General features: G+C 76.2%; 16 protein-coding genes. 11 read left to right on the top strand and 5 right to left on the bottom strand.

Annotation, left to right across the window (positions count from 1 at the left end; genetic code table 11):
* Positions 1–40 precede the first annotated feature (40 nt).
* The 6 genes from BJP59_RS14305 to BJP59_RS14280 all read left to right on the top strand — a co-directional run bounded on the left by BJP59_RS14305 (position 41) and on the right by BJP59_RS14280 (position 4559).
* Positions 41–373, top strand: a complete 333-nt coding sequence (locus BJP59_RS14305) for a type II toxin-antitoxin system prevent-host-death family antitoxin (protein ID WP_194521248.1) — start codon at positions 41–43, stop codon at positions 371–373.
* A gap of 51 nt (positions 374–424) precedes the next feature.
* Positions 425–820: a type II toxin-antitoxin system VapC family toxin gene (locus tag BJP59_RS14300; RefSeq protein ID WP_228485076.1), complete on the top strand. Its 396-nt coding sequence runs from the start codon at positions 425–427 to the stop codon at positions 818–820.
* 10 nt (positions 821–830) lie between these two features.
* Positions 831–1169 (top strand): DUF2516 family protein, encoded by a 339-nt coding sequence (locus tag BJP59_RS14295; RefSeq protein ID WP_308200541.1) that lies wholly within the window; start codon positions 831–833, stop codon positions 1167–1169.
* Positions 1170–1177: 8 nt separating this feature from the next.
* The gene (locus tag BJP59_RS14290) at positions 1178–2260 is read left to right on the top strand and encodes an asparaginase (RefSeq protein WP_194521247.1); all 1083 of its coding nucleotides are present in this window, start codon (positions 1178–1180) and stop codon (positions 2258–2260) included.
* Positions 2257–2697 (top strand): D-aminoacyl-tRNA deacylase, encoded by a 441-nt coding sequence (dtd, locus tag BJP59_RS14285; RefSeq protein WP_194521246.1) that lies wholly within the window; start codon positions 2257–2259, stop codon positions 2695–2697. The genes BJP59_RS14290 and dtd overlap by 4 nt, the downstream gene beginning before the upstream one ends.
* Positions 2698–2918: 221 nt before the next feature.
* Complete coding sequence (locus BJP59_RS14280; RefSeq protein ID WP_194521245.1) at positions 2919–4559, top strand: glycosyl hydrolase family 18 protein; 1641 nt, start codon at positions 2919–2921, stop codon at positions 4557–4559.
* 49 nt (positions 4560–4608) lie between these two features.
* Here BJP59_RS14280 and BJP59_RS14275 read toward each other — a convergent pair whose 3' ends face one another.
* From BJP59_RS14275 to BJP59_RS14265, 3 genes are all read right to left on the bottom strand, one after another.
* The gene (locus tag BJP59_RS14275; RefSeq protein ID WP_061267978.1) at positions 4609–5634 is read right to left on the bottom strand and encodes a CorA family divalent cation transporter; all 1026 of its coding nucleotides are present in this window, start codon (positions 5632–5634) and stop codon (positions 4609–4611) included.
* A complete protein-coding gene (locus BJP59_RS14270) occupies positions 5634–5864 on the bottom strand; it encodes a hypothetical protein (protein WP_194521244.1) in 231 nt (76 codons plus the stop codon). Before BJP59_RS14270 ends, BJP59_RS14275 begins: the two co-directional genes overlap by 1 nt.
* A gap of 507 nt (positions 5865–6371) precedes the next feature.
* Entirely contained in the window at positions 6372–7064 is a 693-nt protein-coding gene (locus BJP59_RS14265) for a hypothetical protein (protein ID WP_194521243.1), read from the bottom strand.
* 206 nt (positions 7065–7270) lie between these two features.
* Here BJP59_RS14265 and BJP59_RS14260 point away from each other — a divergent pair, with 206 nt between their 5' ends.
* From BJP59_RS14260 to BJP59_RS14250, 3 genes are all read left to right on the top strand, one after another.
* A complete protein-coding gene (locus BJP59_RS14260) occupies positions 7271–9418 on the top strand; it encodes a helix-turn-helix domain-containing protein (protein WP_194521242.1) in 2148 nt (715 codons plus the stop codon).
* Positions 9419–9630: 212 nt separating this feature from the next.
* On the top strand, positions 9631–11514 hold the full coding sequence (locus BJP59_RS14255) for a glycosyl hydrolase family 18 protein (RefSeq protein WP_194521241.1): 1884 nt from the start codon (positions 9631–9633) through the stop codon (positions 11512–11514).
* A 265-nt stretch (positions 11515–11779) separates the two neighbouring features.
* A complete protein-coding gene (locus BJP59_RS14250) occupies positions 11780–12373 on the top strand; it encodes a hypothetical protein (RefSeq protein ID WP_194521240.1) in 594 nt (197 codons plus the stop codon).
* 85 nt (positions 12374–12458) lie between these two features.
* On the opposite strand, the gene BJP59_RS14245 is transcribed toward BJP59_RS14250, so the two are convergent.
* Together BJP59_RS14245 and BJP59_RS14240 are read right to left on the bottom strand one after the other, a co-directional pair.
* Positions 12459–13139, bottom strand: coding sequence for a peptidase (locus BJP59_RS14245; RefSeq protein WP_194521239.1), 681 nt, complete (start codon positions 13137–13139; stop codon positions 12459–12461).
* A gap of 207 nt (positions 13140–13346) precedes the next feature.
* A complete protein-coding gene (locus BJP59_RS14240; RefSeq protein ID WP_194521238.1) occupies positions 13347–15173 on the bottom strand; it encodes a DUF4012 domain-containing protein in 1827 nt (608 codons plus the stop codon).
* A 138-nt stretch (positions 15174–15311) separates the two neighbouring features.
* Between BJP59_RS14240 and BJP59_RS14235 the strand changes: the two genes are divergently transcribed.
* The gene (locus BJP59_RS14235; protein ID WP_051028536.1) at positions 15312–15875 is read left to right on the top strand and encodes an RNA polymerase sigma factor; all 564 of its coding nucleotides are present in this window, start codon (positions 15312–15314) and stop codon (positions 15873–15875) included.
* A gap of 70 nt (positions 15876–15945) precedes the next feature.
* A complete protein-coding gene (locus BJP59_RS14230; protein ID WP_194521237.1) occupies positions 15946–17439 on the top strand; it encodes a hypothetical protein in 1494 nt (497 codons plus the stop codon).
* The last annotated feature ends 207 nt before the right edge of the window (positions 17440–17646 follow it).

Raw genomic sequence — 17646 nt, 5'->3', positions numbered from 1 at the left:
ACCCCTGCACAGCGGTACCGCGGGCCGGTACGGTCGGGGCATGGAGGTCCCTGTCAGCGCGCTGCGCGCCGAGCTCAAGTCGTGGATCGAGCGGGCCAGGGACGGTGAGGAGGTCGTCATCACCGAGCGCGGCGTCCCCGTCGCCCGGCTGACCGGCGTCGCGACGGCGGACCTCGTCACCGAGCTCGTGCGCGACGGCGTCCTGGTGCCTCCGGCGGGGGAGCGTCCCGTGCACGCGGTGCCCGCGCCGGCGCTCGCCGCGGCGACGGACGGGGCACGTCCGGCGGGTCCCGACGGCTCGCGCCCGTCCGACGGCGCCCGGGCCGCCCGCGGCGGCGGGGTCGCGGCGCTCGTGCGCCGGATCCGGCGCTGAGGGGCCCGCGGTGGCCCTCGTCTACTTCGACGCGAGCGCGCTCGTGAAGCTGTGCGTCCCGAGGCCGGCTCCGCGCTCGCGAGCCGCCTGTGGAACCGTGCGGACGTCGTCGTCACGAGCCGCCTCGCCGACGTCGAGGTCCGCGCCGCGCTCGCCGCGGGGGCCCGCGGCGGGGTCATCGACGGCCCGGCGCACGCCCGCGCGCTCGGCACGTGGGACACGCTGCGACCCGCGCTGCACATGGTCGAGGTGTCCGGCGCCGTGACCGACCGCGCGTCGCGGCTCGTCGCCGCGGGGTCGCTGCGCAGCAACGACGCGGTGCACGTGGCGAGCGCGCTCGCCGTCGCGCACGACGACACGGTCGTGGCCGCGTGGGACCCGCACGTCGTCACCGCGGCGCGTGCCGCCGGGCTGCGCGTGGTGCCGTGGCCGCTCGCCAGACCGTAGGCTCGTGCCCGTGGGAATCTTCGGGTCGCTGCAGTGGATCGTCTACCTCCTCCTGTCGCTGGTCGTGTTCGGGACGCAGCTCTTCGCGCTCGTCGACGCGATCCGGCGGCCCGCGAGCGCGTTCACGGCCGAGGGCAAGCTGAGCAAGCCGATCTGGCTCGCGATCCTCGGCGTCGCCGCGGCGCTCGGCTTCCTCTCCATCCCGCTCGGCGGCGGGATCAACCTCGGCTTCATCGGGATCATCGCGGTCGTCGCGGCGATCGTGTACCTCGTCGACGTGCGTCCCCGCCTCCAGCCGTACGGGAACGGGCGCGGCAACGGGTCGTCCGGCCGGCCCGGCGGCTGGTGAGCGCCGCGGTGACCGACGACGTCCGCACCGGGGTCGCGCGCGCCGCCGTCCCGCTGGCCGAGGTCGTGCGCGGCGACCTCGTGGAGTCCGTCCACACGGGGCACCTCGTGCTGCTGGAGCCCGACGGCGGCACGCTCCTCGAGCGCGGCGACGCCGGCACGGTCGTCTGGCCGCGCTCGAGCGTCAAGCCGTTCCAGGCCGTCGCGATGCTGCGGCACGGACTGCGCCTGCCGCCGCGCCTGCTGGCCCTCGCCGCCGCGAGCCACAACGGCGAGCCCGAGCACCTCGCGGGGGTGCGCGAGATCCTCGCGGGCGCCGGGCTCGACGAGTCCGCGCTGCGCAACACCCCGGACCTCCCGCTGCACCCGCAGGCCGCGCTCGCGTGGCAGGAGGCGGGGAACGGCCCGTCGTCGATCACCCAGAACTGCTCGGGCAAGCACGCGGCGATGCTCGCGACGTGCGTCGTCGCGGGCTGGGACCCGCGCACGTACCTGGAGCACGACCACCCGCTGCAGGTCGCGGTGCGCGAGACCGTCGCGGAGGCGACGGGCGTCGCCGTCGAGCACGTGACGGTCGACGGCTGCGGGGCGCCGCTCTTCTCGACGACCGTGCGCGGGCTCGCGCGCGCGTTCGGGCGACTCGCCGCGGCCCCGCAGGACGACCCGGGTTCTCCCGAGGCGGAGGTCGCGCGCGCCATGGCGGCGTTCCCCGAGATGGTGGGCGGCACGGGACGCGACGCGACCCTCGCGATGCGCGCCGTCCCGGGCCTGGTCGCCAAGGACGGGGCCGACGGGGTGTACGGGGCCGGGCTGCCCGACGGCCGTGCCCTCGCCCTCAAGGTGCTCGACGGCGCGTCCCGGCCCCGCCCGGCGGTGCTCGCCGCGGCGCTGCGCCGTCTCGGGGCGCTCGACGTCGCGGGCGCGGACGCCTCAGGGCTCGACGCGCTCGGCGACGTGCCCGTGCTCGGCGCCGGGCAGCCGGTGGGCACCGTGCGCGCGGTGCTCGACGAGCCCGGGACGGACGCGGTGCACGACGCCTCGCGGGGCCGCTCGTCCGCCGCCGCACGGCGCGACGACGGGGGACGGCCGTGAGGGCCGTCCTGCAGCGCGTGACGCGCGCGAGCGTGCGCGTCGTGTCCGACGACGGGACGGCGGAGGTCGTCGGCGCGATCGACCGGCCGGGTCTCCTCGCGCTCGTCGGCGTCACGCACGACGACGGCGACGCGCAGGTGGAGACGATCGCGCGCAAGATCGCCGAGCTGCGGATCCTCGCGGGGGAGCGGTCCGTGCTCGACGACGGCGCGCCCGTGCTCGTCGTCAGCCAGTTCACGCTCTACGCGGACACGCGCAAGGGCCGGCAGCCGTCGTGGAACGGCGCGGCGCCCGGTCCCGTCGCGGAGCCGCTCGTCGACGCGGTCGTCGAGGCGCTGCGCGCCCGCGGGGTCGAGGTCGCGACCGGGCGGTTCGGCGCGCACATGGCGGTCGACCTCGTCAACGACGGCCCGGTCACGCTGATCCTCGAGGCCTGACGCGTCGTCGTACGGGCTGTCCCGTACGGGGCCTGCGTACGGAGGACCGCGTACCCCACGCGGCGCGCGTGACGCGAAGAGTGTGGGAAGCACGTAGTCCCGCGGGCCCCGCCCACGGCTACGGTCGCTCACGTCAGCCGGTCGCTCAGGCCCCGCAGGAGGCCGCACCGCCGCGCGTCCGCGCGGTCGGCGACCGACCTCGTCGACGAGAGGTCCTCTCGATGCACCGTCCTCGCCCGTCCGCCCCGCGCCGCGCCCGCGCCACGCGCGCGGCCGCCGGCCTCACCGCCCTCGCGCTCGCCGCGAGCGGGGCCGTCGCCGCCGCGACGACCGCCGCCGCCGCGCCGACCGCCCCCGTGACCGCCACGACGGCGGCCACCACCCCGACGCCCGACTCCCCGAACGGCGACGCCGCCCTCAACGGGTACCGCAACGTCGGCTACTTCATGTCCTGGGCCCCGGAGAACTACGGCTACACCGTGCGCGACTTCGTCGAGTCGGGCCAGGCCGAGCAGATCACCCACGTGAACTACGCGTTCGGCAACATCCACCCGACCGACCTCACGTGCTTCCTCGCCGACGCCCCCGGCACGCCCGAGCCGGGCGGCAACGACGGCGCCGGCGACGCGCAGGCCGACTTCGTGCGGGCCGTCTCCGCCGAGGACTCGGTGGACGGCGTCGCGGACGCGCCGGGCCAGGCGCTCGCGGGGAACTTAAACCAGCTCCGCAAGCTCAAGGAGGAGCACCCCGACACCAAGGTCCTCATGTCGCTCGGCGGCTGGACCTGGTCCAAGTTCTTCTCGAAGGCCGCGGCGACGCCCGAGAGCCGCGAGAAGTTCGTCGCGTCGTGCATCGACCTCTACATCGACGGCAACCTGCCCGTGATCGACGGCCGCGGCGGCCCCGGCGCGGCCGCGGGCCTGTTCGACGGCATCGACGTCGACTGGGAGTGGCCCGGGGCCCCCGACTGGTCGCAGCACCCCGAGAACCACGTGGACCCGGTCAACGACAAGGCGAACTTCACCGCCCTGCTCGCCGAGTTCCGCAAGCAGCTCGACGAGCGCGGCGCCGCGCAGGGCAAGGACTACCTGCTCTCCGCCTACATCCCGGTGAGCCCCACCGTGGTGAACGCCGGCTGGGACGCCCCGACGATCTTCGACTACCTCGACTACGGCAACATGCAGGGCTACGACCTGCACGGCGGCTGGTCGCCGAACCTCGCCGGGCACCAGGCGAACCTGCACGACACCACGCAGCCCGGCACGATCTCGCTCGAGGACGGCATCGACCTCTACCTGTCGCGCGGCGTCGACCCCGCCCAGCTCACGCTCGGCATCCCGGCGTTCGGCCGCGGCTGGTCCGGCGTCGAGGCCGGCGACTCGAACGGCGCCTGGCAGCCCGCCGCGGGGGTCGCCCCCGGCACCTACGAGGCCGGGAACAAGCAGTACTTCGAGCTGCGCGACCACGGGACCGAGTACTTCGACGAGGTCAGCGGGGCCTCGTGGCGCTACGACGGCGACCAGTGGTGGAGCGTCGACACGCCGCGCGCCGTCGCGTTCAAGGCGTCGTGGATCACGGAGAAGGGCCTCGGCGGCTCGATGTTCTGGGACCTCGCGGGCGACTACGAGGACGAGCTCGTCGGCACGGCGGCCGACGTCTACCGCGCGGCCCCGGCCGGTCCGGTCGACCCGACCGCGCCCGGCTCGTGCTTCCCGGGCTGGGACCGCGGCACCTCGTACGTGGGGGGCCGCGTCGTCTCGCACGAGGGCGTGAACTACCGCGCCGCGTGGTGGGTCCGCACGAACGTCCCGGGCACGGAGAAGTGGTACCCGGCCTGGCGCGTCGTCGGCACCTGCGCCTGACCTGAGGGTGCGGTGCGCGGCCTCGGCCGCGCACCGCACCGTCCGTCGCTCAGCGCAGCCAGCCGCGGCGCTTGATGTACGCGAGCGGGATGACGGCGGCGACGAGCGTCACGAGGACCGTGAGCGTGAACCCGTACGGCCGGTCGAGCTCGGGCATGTGCGTGAAGTTCATGCCGTAGAACGACGCGATGAGCGTCGGGGGCAGGAACACCGCCGTGATGATGGTGAAGACCTTGACGATCTGCGCCTGCTTGACGTCGAGCGACGTCATGATCGCCTGCTGCAGGTAGCGCACCTTGTCGTGCTCGAACCCGGCGTGCTGCTTCACACCGTCGACGTCCGCGACGAGCGTCTCGACGAGCCCCGCGAGCACGGGGTCCGAGTCCGCGATCTCGCTGCGCAGGTGCCGCGCGGCGCGCGCGAGCGAGAGCTGGGACTCCTGGGCGCGCGACACGATCTCCTCGGCGCGGTTCATGCGCGTGATCGTGTCCTGCATGTCGCTCACCCCGATCTCCCGGCCGCGCGAGTCGACTCCGCGCGTGGCCTCGTCGATCTCGTCGGACATGTCCTCGAGCAGGTCGCTCGCGTACGACACGACGCGGTCGGCCGCCTCGTTGAGCGCGTAGAGCAGCGCGTACGCGACGCCGTACGACGAGCCGATGAGCCACGGCGTGCGGCGCATGCGGGCGATCGCCTTGTCGAAGACGGCGTAGTGCCGCTGCGGCTGGGCCGTCACGACGACGTCGGCGGACAGGGCGAGCACGATGCGCTCGTCCACCACCCGGTCGCCGTCGCGCCGGGTCGCCGTCACCGGCAGGTAGACGTGCGCGTCCGTCTCCCAGACGCGCCCTCCGGCGGCCGCGAAGTCGACGCCGTGCTCGGCCGCGCGGGCCGCGGAGTCGGGGTCTCCGACCGCGACCTGCACCCAGCGCGAGCGCAGGACGCGCGGGTCGAACCGGGGCGATCCGTCGCCGTGCGCGCGGGCGTGCAGGTCGAGCCCGCCGCGCGCCGGGGCGGGCAGGCGGGTCTCCGTCCCGGGGGCGAGGCCCGGGGTCTCGGGCAGCATCGTCGTCATCACGCACCGCCGGCCGTGAAGTGCGCGGTGAGGAGCGCGGCGCAGATGAACAGGTAGAGCCCCACGGTGAAGGAGATCGACTGCCGTTCGAGGTTCGGCCGGCGCGTGCGGCGCCGCTCCTCGCGCGGGGCGCGCAGGGGCGTCCGGGCGGGGCGCGTCCGCACCGGGGTGGCGGCAGGGGTGGCGGCGGGCGTGGTGGCGGGTCCCGTGGCAGGGGAACGCTGGGTCATGGTGGTCGTCCTTTCCGGCGGGCGGACGGCACGGGCGCGGCCACGGCGGGCGGCGCGGGTGCGTCGGCGGGGGAGGTCCGGCGGCGCGCGCGAGGCGCGCGCGGAGCGCACTGGCGACCTCCCCGCGCGGGACGGACGACGGCCGGGGACGCAGGGACCTGCGTCGGCCGGGCTCAGGCGTCGGGTCGCGAGCCACGGGGGGTGAGCGCGCAGTGCACGGATCTATGACTGCTGCCGTCAGGCATGGGGCTCACCTCGCTCTCGTGGCGGCGGCGCCGTGGGCGCCGCACCCGGGTCGGGGCGCACGAGGGTCGTGGCCGCGACGGGGATCGAGGCCAGGCTAGCCCTCCGGGCAGCGGGCAGCAACCGTCGAGGTGCGGGCGTCGGCCCAGGTGGCGGCCGTGTGACGAGCGGGAAACGATGAGGTGATCCCTTGTTTACGGAGGGTTGTTAACATTTCATCCGGTCGACGGGCGACGAAGCCCCCGGACGGAGGGTCCCGACATGTCAGAACAGCAGGACTACATGGTTCCCGAGCCGGTCCGTCGTGCGGACTCGCGGTTCGCGCGACGGCTCGAGCGGCTCTCGTCCCGCGCGCAGGAGGTCGACCGCGCGCTCGCCGCCGTGAGCGAGGGCAAGGGCGGTCTCGTGTGGACCGCCGAGCACGGCATGGGCGCGAGCGCGACGCTCGAGCTCGTGTGCGAGGCCGTCGCGACGCACGAGTTCGCGCAGCCGACCGTCACGCTCCGCTGTCGCCCGCCCGCGGGCGTCCCCGCTCCCGGGTCGGCCGTCGTCTCCGTCGTGTCGCAGGTGTCGCAGCTCGCGGGCGGCGTGGTCCCCGAGCGGCTCACGCGAGTCCTCGAGCCGGTCGACCCGGGCTTCGGCCACCTCCCCGAGGTGGCGGCGGTCGCGCTCGCCGAGCTCCTCGTCGCGACGTTCGACGGCGCGACCGTCGTGCTCGTCGCCGACGACCTGCACCTCCAGGACGAGCTGAGCAGGTCGGTCCTCGCGAGCCTCGTGGCGCAGCGGCACGCGCCCGTCGTCCTGCTGGGGACGGCGCCCGCGGGCGCGCTCGACCCGTCCGCCGGCCCGTTCGAGCTGCGCGCCGTCCCGCCGCTCGCGCCGGCCGACGCGCTCCACCTCCTGCTCGTCGAGCGGCGGCTCGCCGTCGCCCCGCACGTCGCGGCGCGGCTCGCGCACCTCCTCGGCGGCAACGCCGCGGCCATCACGCAGACGGCGGCGCTCCTCACCCCGAGCAGCTCTCGGGCGGGTCGATCCTGCCCGACCCGCTGCCCGCCGTCCCCGCCGTCCGGTCGCTCTTCGCCGACCGGCTCGCCGCGCTCAGCGAGGCGGAGCGCCAAGCGCTGCTCGTCGCGGCGGTCGCCGTCGTCGACCGCACCGAGCTCGTGCTGTCCGCGACGGGGCTCGCGATGGAGCAGGTCCTCGACGGCCCGCTCGCGGAGCACCTCGTCCTCGCGGGGGGCCGCTTCGCGTTCGTCGACCCGCGCATGCGCTCGCTCGTCCACGCGGACGCCCGCCTGGCCGAGCGCACGGCGGCGCACGTCGCGCTCGCCGAGGCGCACCGGCGGGCGGGGGAGGAGGACGTCGCGGTGTGGCACTCGGCGCTCGCGACCCTCGTGGGAGACCCGGCGCTCGTCCCGGGCCTCCTGCGCATCGCGCGCCGCCACCTCGACCGCGGCGACGTCGTCTGGGCACACGAGGTCGCGCGCGAGGCGGCGAGCCAGGCGGGTGCCGAGCACCGCGCCGAGGCGTTCGCGATCGCCGGGGTCGCGGCCCTGCGCTCGGGCCACGTGCAGGACGCCGCCGACTGGCTGCGCAAGGCCTCGCGGAGCGGGGACGACGCGCTGCGCGCGTGCACGCTCGGCCCGCTCGTCGCGGCACTCACGCTCGCCGAGGGCCAGGTGCCCGACGACGTCCTGTCGCCCTACCTGCGCGGGGGCCGGCCGGACGGCCTCCCGCCGGACGCCGTCGCCGGGGTCGTGACGGGCGTGCTCACGGCGGCGCGGCTGCACGCCGAGCGGGGCGACGGCGTGAGCACCTCCCAGCTCCTCGACACCGCGACGTTCCTCGCGTCGTGGTGCGAGGACGACGCGACCCCGGCGCGTCTCGCCCTCGCCCGATCCTGGGCCGCGGTGTTCGGGGTGGGGGAGCGCGGCGTCGTGCCCGACGTCGACCTGGGCCCGGACCACGAGGCCGCGCTCCAGGTGAGCCGGGCGCTCGGGCTCGCCGCCGACGACCGGCTGGACGACGCCGCGCAGACGCTTGCGAGCGTCGTCGCCTCCCTGGCCCCGGTGCGCGACGGCGGCCGGTGGTTCGACGGTCCGGACGCCGCCCTCACGCCGCTCGCCGAGGCGCACGTCCGGCTCGCGCAGGCGCTCGTGCACCTGTGGCGCGGCACCCTCACGCGCGCCGCGGACGAGCTCGCGGAGGCCGCGTTCCGCCTGCCGCTCGGCCTGCCGTTCGCGGGGATGGGCGTGGCCGCCGCGCGCCGCCTCGACATGATGACCCGGGGCGTCGTCGGGCCCGTCGCGACGGCGCTCGAGGAGACGTGCGCGAGCCCGACGTCGCGGCCCGTGCGCCTCGGCCTGCTCGTGGACCGTGCCATGGGTGCGGCGTTCGCCCACCACGTGACCCAGGCCGCGACGCTGCTCGAGCTCGCCGCGGAGCGCGAGCGTCCCGACAGCGCACGCATGCTGCCGCTGCCCGGGCTGGACGACGTCGAGGCATGGGTCGTCGCCGGGCGGCACGACGCGGCGCAGCGCGCGCTCGCGCGGCGCCGGGTGGACGCCAAGGAGCTCCCGCCGTCGCTGCGGTCGGCGACGCTCGTGCGCGCCGACGTCTCGCTCGCCGCGCCCGAGGACCTCACCGCGCCGCTCGAGCGGGCCACGCGCGTGAACCGCACGACGGCGTCGCCCTACGAGCACGCGCGGACGGACCTGTGCGCCGCGCGCGCCCTCGTGCGCGCGGGCGAGCTGCAGCGCGCCCACGGCCTGTTCCTGTCCGCGATCGAGCTGTTCGACGACGCGGGCGCGGACGCCTGGACGACGATCGCGCTCGACGAGCACGCCGAGGTGGTCCGCCTCCTCGGGGGCCCGGTGCCCGAGGACCTGACCGCGGCCGTGCCGGGGGTGCCCGGCGTCCTCGGCGGCGGGGCCGTCGTCCCGGGCGGCACGTGGCCCGCGGCCCCGCGGGCCGGGAGCATGCACGCCGCCCTCGGGGCCGCGCGCGCCGGCGTCGAGGCGCAGGCCGCGCTGCGGCCCGCCCCGCCGGACGCGTGCCGGCTCGCGGTGCGCGAGAGCGACGTGACGGACGAGGCGCTCGCCGAGCTGCGGGGACGGTGGGCGGACGAGCTCACGGAGCGCGAGCTCGACGTGGCTCTCCTCGTCGTCCAGGGCGCGTCGAACCGGGAGGCGGCGGACCAGCTCTACCTGTCGGTCCGCACCGTGGAGGTCCACCTCGGGCGCGTGTTCCGCAAGCTCGGGGTGCGCTCGCGCGTCGAGCTCACGGTCCTGGCGCACCGCGTGGGCCGCTGAGGCGGGGTCGATTCGGGGTCTCTCGTCAGCATCTGTCCGGTTTTGTCCTACGGGTCTTCCCCTACGCCGACCGCGCGGAGGAGCTGCGAACACTGCGGGAAGCGCGGATCACGCGCGGGGTCCGGCGTGGCTACGTTCGGGGTGACCTGAGGGCAGGGCGGCCCGGAGCACGGAGCCGCCGCAGCTCCCCGCACGAGCACGAGGCAGGACCCATGGACGTGTCCCTCTCCACCCGACCACCGCGCCCGGCCCGGCGGCGCGGCGCGCGCCTCGCGGCGCTCGCGACGGCGGCCGCCCTCGTCGGCGGCCTCCTCGCGGGCGTCGCGCCGGCGCAGGCGGCGCCGACCGCCACGGCGGCGGTCGGCAACCCCGGCGACAGCGACGTCAACGGCTACCGCAACGTCGGCTACTTCACCCAGTGGGGCGTGTACGGCCGCGCCTTCCCGCTCAAGAAGGTGCAGGACTCCGGCGCGGCCGCGGACCTCACCCACATCAACTACTCGTTCGGCAACATCCACCACCAGAACCTCACGTGCTTCATCGCGAACAAGGCGCAGGGCACGGGGCCGAACGGCTCCGACGGCGCGGGCGACGCGTGGGCCGACTTCGGCATGGGCTACACGGCCGCGAACTCCGTCGGCGGCGTCGCCGACGCGTGGGACCAGCCGCTCGCGGGCTCGTTCAACCAGCTCAAGCAGCTCAAGGCGAAGAACCCGCAGCTGCGCGCGCTCATCTCGATCGGCGGCTGGACCTGGTCGAAGAACTTCTCCCGCGCGGCGGCGACGCAGGCGTCCCGCGAGAAGCTCGTGTCGTCGTGCATCGACCTCTACATCAAGGGCAACCTGCCCGTGATCGACGGCCGCGGCGGGCCGGGTGCGGCCGCCGGCGTGTTCGACGGCATCGACATCGACTGGGAGTGGCCGGGCTCGAACAACGGCGAGGTCGGCAACTCCGTCGACCCCGTGAACGACCGCGAGAACTTCCGGCTCCTGCTCGCCGAGTTCCGCAAGCAGCTCGACGCGTACGGCGCGCAGACCGACAAGCACTACCTGCTCTCGGCGTTCCTGCCCGCCAACCCGGCCGACATCGCGGCCGGCGGCTGGAACGACCCGCGCATCTTCCAGTCCCTCGACTACGGCAACGTGCAGGGCTACGACCTCCACGGCGCCTGGGACCCGGCGCTGGCCGGCCACCAGGGCAACCTCTACGACGACCCGGCCGACCCGCGGGCCGCGAGCCGCCAGTTCAGCGCGGACAAGGCCGTCCAGGAGTACCTCCGCGCCGGCGTCGCCCCGAGCCAGCTCGGCCTCGGCCTCGCCATGTACGGCCGCGGCTGGAAGGGCGTCACGTCGTCGCAGCCGTGGTCGGCCGCGAACGGGGCGGCCCCCGGCACGTGGGAGGCGGGCAACGAGGACTACGACAAGCTCCGCACGCGGGGCCAGGACTACTACGACCCGACGACCGTCTCCGCCTGGCGGTACGACGGCGACCAGTGGTGGAGCTACGACAACGCCCGGTCGGTGGCGGCCAAGGCCGAGTACATCGACCGGCTGAACCTGGGAGGCGCCATGTGGTGGGACCTGTCCGGCAACCACGACGGCACGCTGCTCGGCGGCTTCACGGACAAGGTCCGCACGCTGCCGGCCGGTCCCGTCGACGGCACGAGCGGCCCGACGAACCCCCCGACCAACCCCCCGACCAACCCCCCGACGGACCCGACGGCCTGCGTGGCCGCGTGGTCGGCCGCGACGGTCTACACGGGCGGGGCGACGGCGTCGTTCGAGGGCAAGAACTACCGCGCGAAGTGGTGGACCCAGGGCGACCGGCCGAGCGCGGGCGGCCCCTGGGAGGCGACGGGCGCGTGCGGCGGGACCACCCCGACGACCCCGCCGACGACGCCGCCCACGAACCCCCCGACCACGCCGCCCACGACGCCGGGCACGTGCACCGCACAGGCGTGGTCCGCGACGGTCGCCTACACCGGGGGCGCGACGGTCTCCTACCAGGGCCAGTCGTACCGCGCGAAGTGGTGGACGCAGAACAACGTCCCGGGCGCGGAGCAGTACGGCCCGTGGCAGGCCCTCGGCGCGTGCTGACGCCCGGCCGCCCCTCCTGACGGGGGACCACCGGGGCGGCCCGCGGGTACGGGGAATCCCGTACCCGCGGGCCGCCATCGTGTGGTTCTCCCGCATCTCGACCAGCCCTCGCGCTCGTTAGCGTGAAGGGGCCGACGAGGACCTCCGCAGCCCTCCCCAGTGGGTTGCGGGGCTCCTCCGACCGTGAAAGGCGGTCAGCGTGCCCGTGCGTCACCGAACGACCCGACCCCGCACCTCCCGTCCCCTCCCGCCCTCCGCCCTGCCCGTGGCCCTGACGGCCGTGCTCGGCGCCGCGCTCCTCGCGGGCTGCACGAGCGGCTCCGACGACGCCGGGGCGGCCGTCGACGGCGGGTCGGGACCCGCCCAGGCCGAGGACCACGGCTCGCACGGCGACCACGCCGACGCGGGCAAGGTGCCCGTCGGCCCCCTCCAGCTCCCCGGCGCCGACTACTGGTCGGTGCTCCAGCCGGCTGACGGCGTCACGCAGGTCCGGGCGGGCGGGTGCCCCGAGGACGCGGCGTGCCCGAGCTTCGAGGTGCTGACCGGTGCGGCGCTCGACGGCGTCGACCCCGCGACGGCGCTCCTGCCCGACGGCGCCACGTGCCCCGGGGCGGATGCGCTCGCGGCCCGCGCGGTCGGCGACCCCGCCGAGTCGGACGTCGAGGTCGCCGGCACGCCCGCGACGCTCGCGCGCTGGACGCTCTCGTGCGTCGACGCCGCCGGGGCCGAGGTGCGGACCGTCGAGCAGCTCCAGTGGTACGTGCCCGACGCCCCCGGCGGTGCGGTGCTCGTCGTCGACCGCTGGGCCTTCGAGGGCCTCGAGTCGCGCCTCGCCGCGGGAGGCTGGGCGTCCGCCTGACAGGCCGCGGCCCGTACCGACGACGGCCTCGCACCCGGGAGGGTGCGAGGCCGTCGTCGTGCACCCGGCCGTGCCGGCGGCCGGGTCAGCCCTTGCGCGTGCGGCGCGTCAGCAGCACGACCGCGGCGCCCACGGCGGCGAGCCCCGCGGCGACGGCGGCGTACAGGCCCACGGTCGCGCCCGTCGTCGCGAGCGACGAGGACGACGAGCCGGTCGCGACGGTGCGCGAGACCTGGGACGCCGTCGTGGTCGTCGTGGGGTTCCCCTGGCCCGGCGGGTTCGTCGCGCAGCTGGGCGACGACGGCGGGTAGTCCACGCTGACGACCGTCTCGGGGTTGACCTGGAAGAGCACCTGGACGCTGGGGCGCACCCAGTCGAACTCGTCGCCCTCGACCCACTGGCCGTCCACGAGGCTCCAGCCGGGCCAGTCGGCGCCGCGGCCGTCCGCCCCGACGACGGCGCCGGGCCACAGCACGCGGCCCTGCAGGGGGAGGCCGGACTGGACGACGTCCGCGCCGCCCGGGTTGAGCCACGTGATCGTCGCGGTGTCGTTGTCCGTGCCGGTGACGGCGATGGCGTACTCGAGGTACGGGACGTCCCCGTCGCAGACGGGGGACAGGGTGGTGAGCTCGATCGTCGGCTCCGGCACGTACGTGTCGTCCTCGGCGGCTCCCGCGACCGGTGCGGTGAGCAGCACCGCCGTCGCGGCTGTAGCGGTGACGGCCAGCGCGCGGCTCCCGGCGCGGCGTTCTCCCGACGTCTTCATGGTGATTCCTGTCCGTGGGCGGGAAAGGCTGTTCGTGGAGAGGGAGCCGTGCCCCGAGGTCCCTGATACGTGCAGGTGCCACACGCGCGCGAGGTGTTTCCGTCCTGCCAGGCTAGCGAGGCGGGCGCCCGAGTTGGACGCTTGTCCAGGGTGAAAAAAGGGCGGTGCGCGGAATCGTGACCGCGCCGTGACGCGACCCGCCGCGGCTCAGCCGCAGGGCGCGACGTCGACCGTGCGCAGGCCCGGCTGAGTGGTCGTGGGCGTGCTCCACACGTCGAGCGAGGTCGCGGCGGCCGTCCCCGCGTCCCGCGGCGTCGTCGTCGTGAACGACAGGGTCGTCGACTGGCCGGGCGCGAGGTCGACCATCGCGGAGAGCGCGCCGCGGCCCGCGACGTCGCCGGGCTGCGCCGGGAGCGGGGCGTCGTCGCGGCGCAGGCCCGACACCTGCCCGTCGCGCGGCGGGTAGAGCACGACGAACGTGCGCGTGACGCCCGGCTCGACGCCCGCCGTCCCGCCGCCCGTGACGTACCAGGGCAGGCTCGTCGCGGCGTCGGCCGGGGCGGACGACGCGAGGTCGACCTCGAACGTGTCCACGCGGCCCGCGGCCGTGCACGTGCTGCCCGCGAGGCGCACGTCGCTGCCGAGGTAGACGCCCATCTTGCCGCCGGTGCCGTCGTTGAGGAACACGCCGACCGAGCCCGCGGCCTGGTCGGCGGTGTCGATGTCGCCCGCCACGACCGTGCCGGCGAGACGCTCCTGCTCCGCCTCGCGCGCCGACCACAGCAGCACGCGGTGCTCGTCCGCGCCGCGCACGAGCGCGTCCCGCGCGACGGCCGGGTCGGCCCCGCCCGCGAGGAACTCCTCCAGGACCTGGGCCGCGACCGCCGCGAAGAACGTGTCCGTCTGCTCGCCGGGCTCGAGCTCGGCGTACGCGTCGGAGAGGAGGGTCTGCACGACGCTGCCCGCGTCGAGGTCGACCGCGCCGCCGTCGACGTCGACGGTCACCGGGCCCGTGGCCTCGAGCAGGTAGGAGAGCGCGACGGGGTCGGTCGCGACCACGCCGTCGACCTGCTCGCCCTGCGCGCGCTCCCACATCGTCGACGCGAGCGCGGCGGTCGTGGGGAAGTCCGGCGTCAGCGGGGTGTCCTGGAGGTAGCGGCCCACGCGGTCCGTGAAGAGCTCCTCGACCCCGGGGTCGAGGGGCAGCACCGGCTCGTCGAAGGACGGGAAGCCGACCGTCGAGGCCTGCCGCTCCAGCGTCACCCTGCCCTGGTCCGCCGAGATCACCGCGAGCGCGCCGGGGATCCCGCCGCCGGCGCGCAGCTCGGCGTTGTTCAGCGCGAGGACGAGGTAGCGGCGGGGGCCGTCGGCGCCGAGCATCGCGGGCGCGAGCGCCGTGAGCCGGTCGGCGGTGCGGACCACCGGGCGCAGGTCGTCGGCGCGCGCGACGAGCGCGGCGTACGGGTCGGCGACCTCCGCGTGCAGCGCGTCGCGGTCGACGGTCGCGAGGCGCGCGTCGATCGCGTCGAACGCGTCGGCGGCGCGCGCGACCGTCGGCGCGGCCGCGACGAGCGGTGCGAGGTCGATGCCGTCGCCCGTGAGCGCGAGCCCGTCGCCCTCGACGCTGCCGAGGGTCTGGGTGAGGGACGGCAGCACGACGGCCGCGAGGTCGTCGGCCGTCGCTGCGGCGACGGAGAAGGCCCGCAGGTCCTGCCCGTAGACCGGCATGCGGGCGGCGAGCGACCACAAGGGGCCGTCGGTGTGGGCCCGTGCGGACGCGGTGAGGGGCTGGACCCGCTCGAGCGCGGCGTCGGCGGCCGCGACGTCGCCGTCCCGGAGCGCCTCCTCGGCGGCGGGGACCTCGTCCAGCGCGCGCGTCAGGGCGTCGCGCGCGGCGAGCGCGTCCCGGGCGAGGAGCCCGGCGCACACGACGAGCGCGACCGCGAGCAGGATGAGAACCCAGCCCAGCCAGGCCGCCCGGCTCCGCCGACGGCGGGGGTGGCGCGGCGGGGCGTCCCGCTCCGTCGTCGTCATGCCTCTCAGCGTAGGGGCCGGGGATGGCAGGATCGGGGCCGTCGCGGGTGAGGTTCGGGTGAACCGCGGGGCGTGCAAGGAACGCGGGCCCCGGGACACAGAGCGGTTGACAGCCCGCCCCGCCGACGAGGAGCCGCCGTGACGACCGACGAGGGCAGTGACGAGACCACCGAGGCCGCCGTCCACGACGAGGCCTGGTTCGCCGCGCTCTTCGCCGCGCACGCGACACCGCTGTACCGCTACTTCCGCCGGCGCCTGCCGAGCGCCGTCGGGGGCGTCGCCCCCGACGCCGACGACCTGACGGCCGAGGTCCTCGCGACCGCGTGGCGGCGTCGCGACGACGTGCCCGACGGCGCCGAGCTGCCCTGGCTGTACCGCACGGCGGGGTTCCTCCTCGCCAACCACCGCCGCAAGGCGCGGGCCCTGCCCGTGGCCGAGGTGCCCGAGCGCCCGGACGACGGCGCCGACGTCGAGCACGTCGTCGTGCAGGACGACGAGGTGCGCCGCGCGCTCTCCGCGCTGTCCGACCGCGATCGGCGCATCCTGCTCCTGCACGCGTGGGAGGGGCTCGGCGGGGCGGACCTGGCCGCCGTCCTCGGCACGTCGCGCGGGGGCGCGGACGCCGCGCTGTCCCGGGCCCGCGCGCGCCTGCGCACGGCGTGGGCGGAGCAGTCGGCGCTCGCGCAAGAGACCGGCGCCTGAGCACACATCACGGGTAGACCCGACCGGCCGCACCTGCGCGGTACGGCCCCTGCGGTACCTGGAGGGCGACATGACCACCCGAACCCCCGAGCAGCCCGACGACGCGGACCTGGAGCGCCTGCGCGCGGCGGACCCGGCCGCGGACGCGACCCCGGACGCCACGGCCCTGGAGGCCGCGGTGCGCGACCGCGTCCCCGAGGCGTTCGCCCGCCCCGCGACGACCGGCCCGGGCGCCGCTCCCGCGGAGCTCCCGGCCGCGGCCGGCCTCGCCGGGGCGGACGGCCCGACGGCCGCGCTCGTCGACGAGCTCGCCGAGCGCCGCGCGCGCCGGCTGCGCCGTCGGGCGCCGCTCCAGGTGGCGGCGGCGGTAGTGGGCGCGCTCGTCATCGGGACGGGCGGCTACGCGCTCGGCGCCGGCGGGTGGGGGACCACGGCGGGCGACTCCGCCGCAGAGAGCACGGCGCTCGCGCCGATCCGGCTCAGCAGCGCGGACGCGCCCGCGTCGGCCGACGCGCCGGCGGGGGCGGACGCCTTCGCGGGCGGTGCCGCCACCGAGGAGGGTTTCGCCACGAGCTCCCGCGCGACCGCCGACATGGCCTATCCCGGGGGCTGGGGCGGGCGCACCGTCTTCCACGCCGAGGGGCTGTCGTCGGACGGCGCGCGCGCGGACGCGTGGGCCTACGACGCGGCGGGCGTGTTCTCGCAGGAGACGGCGCGCCGCGTCGCCGACGCCCTCGGGGTCCCGGGCGAGGTGCGCGAGGAGTACGGGTCGTACGCGGTCGGCTCGGCCGACTGGACGGGACCCACGGTCTCGCTCCAGCCGGACGGTCTCGCGAGCGTGAGCTTCAACGACCCGGCCAAGGACCCGTGGGGCTGCGTCGTCGTGACGCCGATGCCCGCCGAGGAGGGCGACGGGGTCAGCGCGTCGGCCGAGCCGGGCACGTGCGAGGAGGCCGACCACGGCGCCCCGCCCAGCGGCGCCGAGGCCGGTGACCGGCTGCGCGAGGTGCTGGGGTCCCTCGGCCTCGATCCCGACGGCTACGAGATCGCCGCGGAGGAGCAGCCCGTGGACCAGGGCGCCCCGCGCGCGACGACGGTGACGGCGGCCGAGGTGGTCGACGGGCAGCGCACCGGGACGCAGTGGAGCGCGACGTACTCGGGTGCGGGGCTCGCGTCGCTCTACGGGAGCCTCGCGCCGCGCGTCGCGATCGGCGCGTACGACGTCGTCAGCCCGGCCGAGGCGGTCGAGCGGCTCGGCGACCCGCGGTTCGGCGGGGGCGGGATGATCGCGTGGGCCCGCGAGGACGTGCAGTCCCTCCCGGAGACCGCGTCCGAGCCCGAGGCCCCGACGGTCCCGCCCACCGTGGGGGAGGGGGCGCGGTTCGCCTGGCCCGTCACGGACGTGACGATCACGGACGCACGCCTCGGCCTGGCGGTGCAGTACCAGCCGGACGGCGCGGCCGTCCTGCTGCCCGCGTACGAGCTGTCCGACGCGGACGGGAACGTCTGGTCGGTCGTGGCCGTGGTGGACGACCAGCTCGACTTCACGCCCTCCGTCGGCTGACGGAGCACGGCCCGGCGGTCGGTATCGTGATACCGACCGTCAGGTCGGCTTCGCCTGCGCGCTTTTGCACGTTGCAAGCATCCGAGGTCGCGAAAGTGGCCACGCTTTTGATTGACCACCGACAAAAGTGTGGTTAGGGTCGCAGCAGACCGAGCGCCACCGGGTCGGAGAGCGAGCAGAGCGACCCTCTCCCGGGGCGTGCGGTCC

Source organism: Cellulosimicrobium sp. JZ28 (assembly GCF_015327065.1).
Taxonomy (GTDB): domain Bacteria; phylum Actinomycetota; class Actinomycetes; order Actinomycetales; family Cellulomonadaceae; genus Cellulosimicrobium; species Cellulosimicrobium funkei.
The sequence above is the reverse complement of the archived record's forward strand: the minus strand, read 5'-3'. Positions and strand labels throughout refer to the sequence as shown.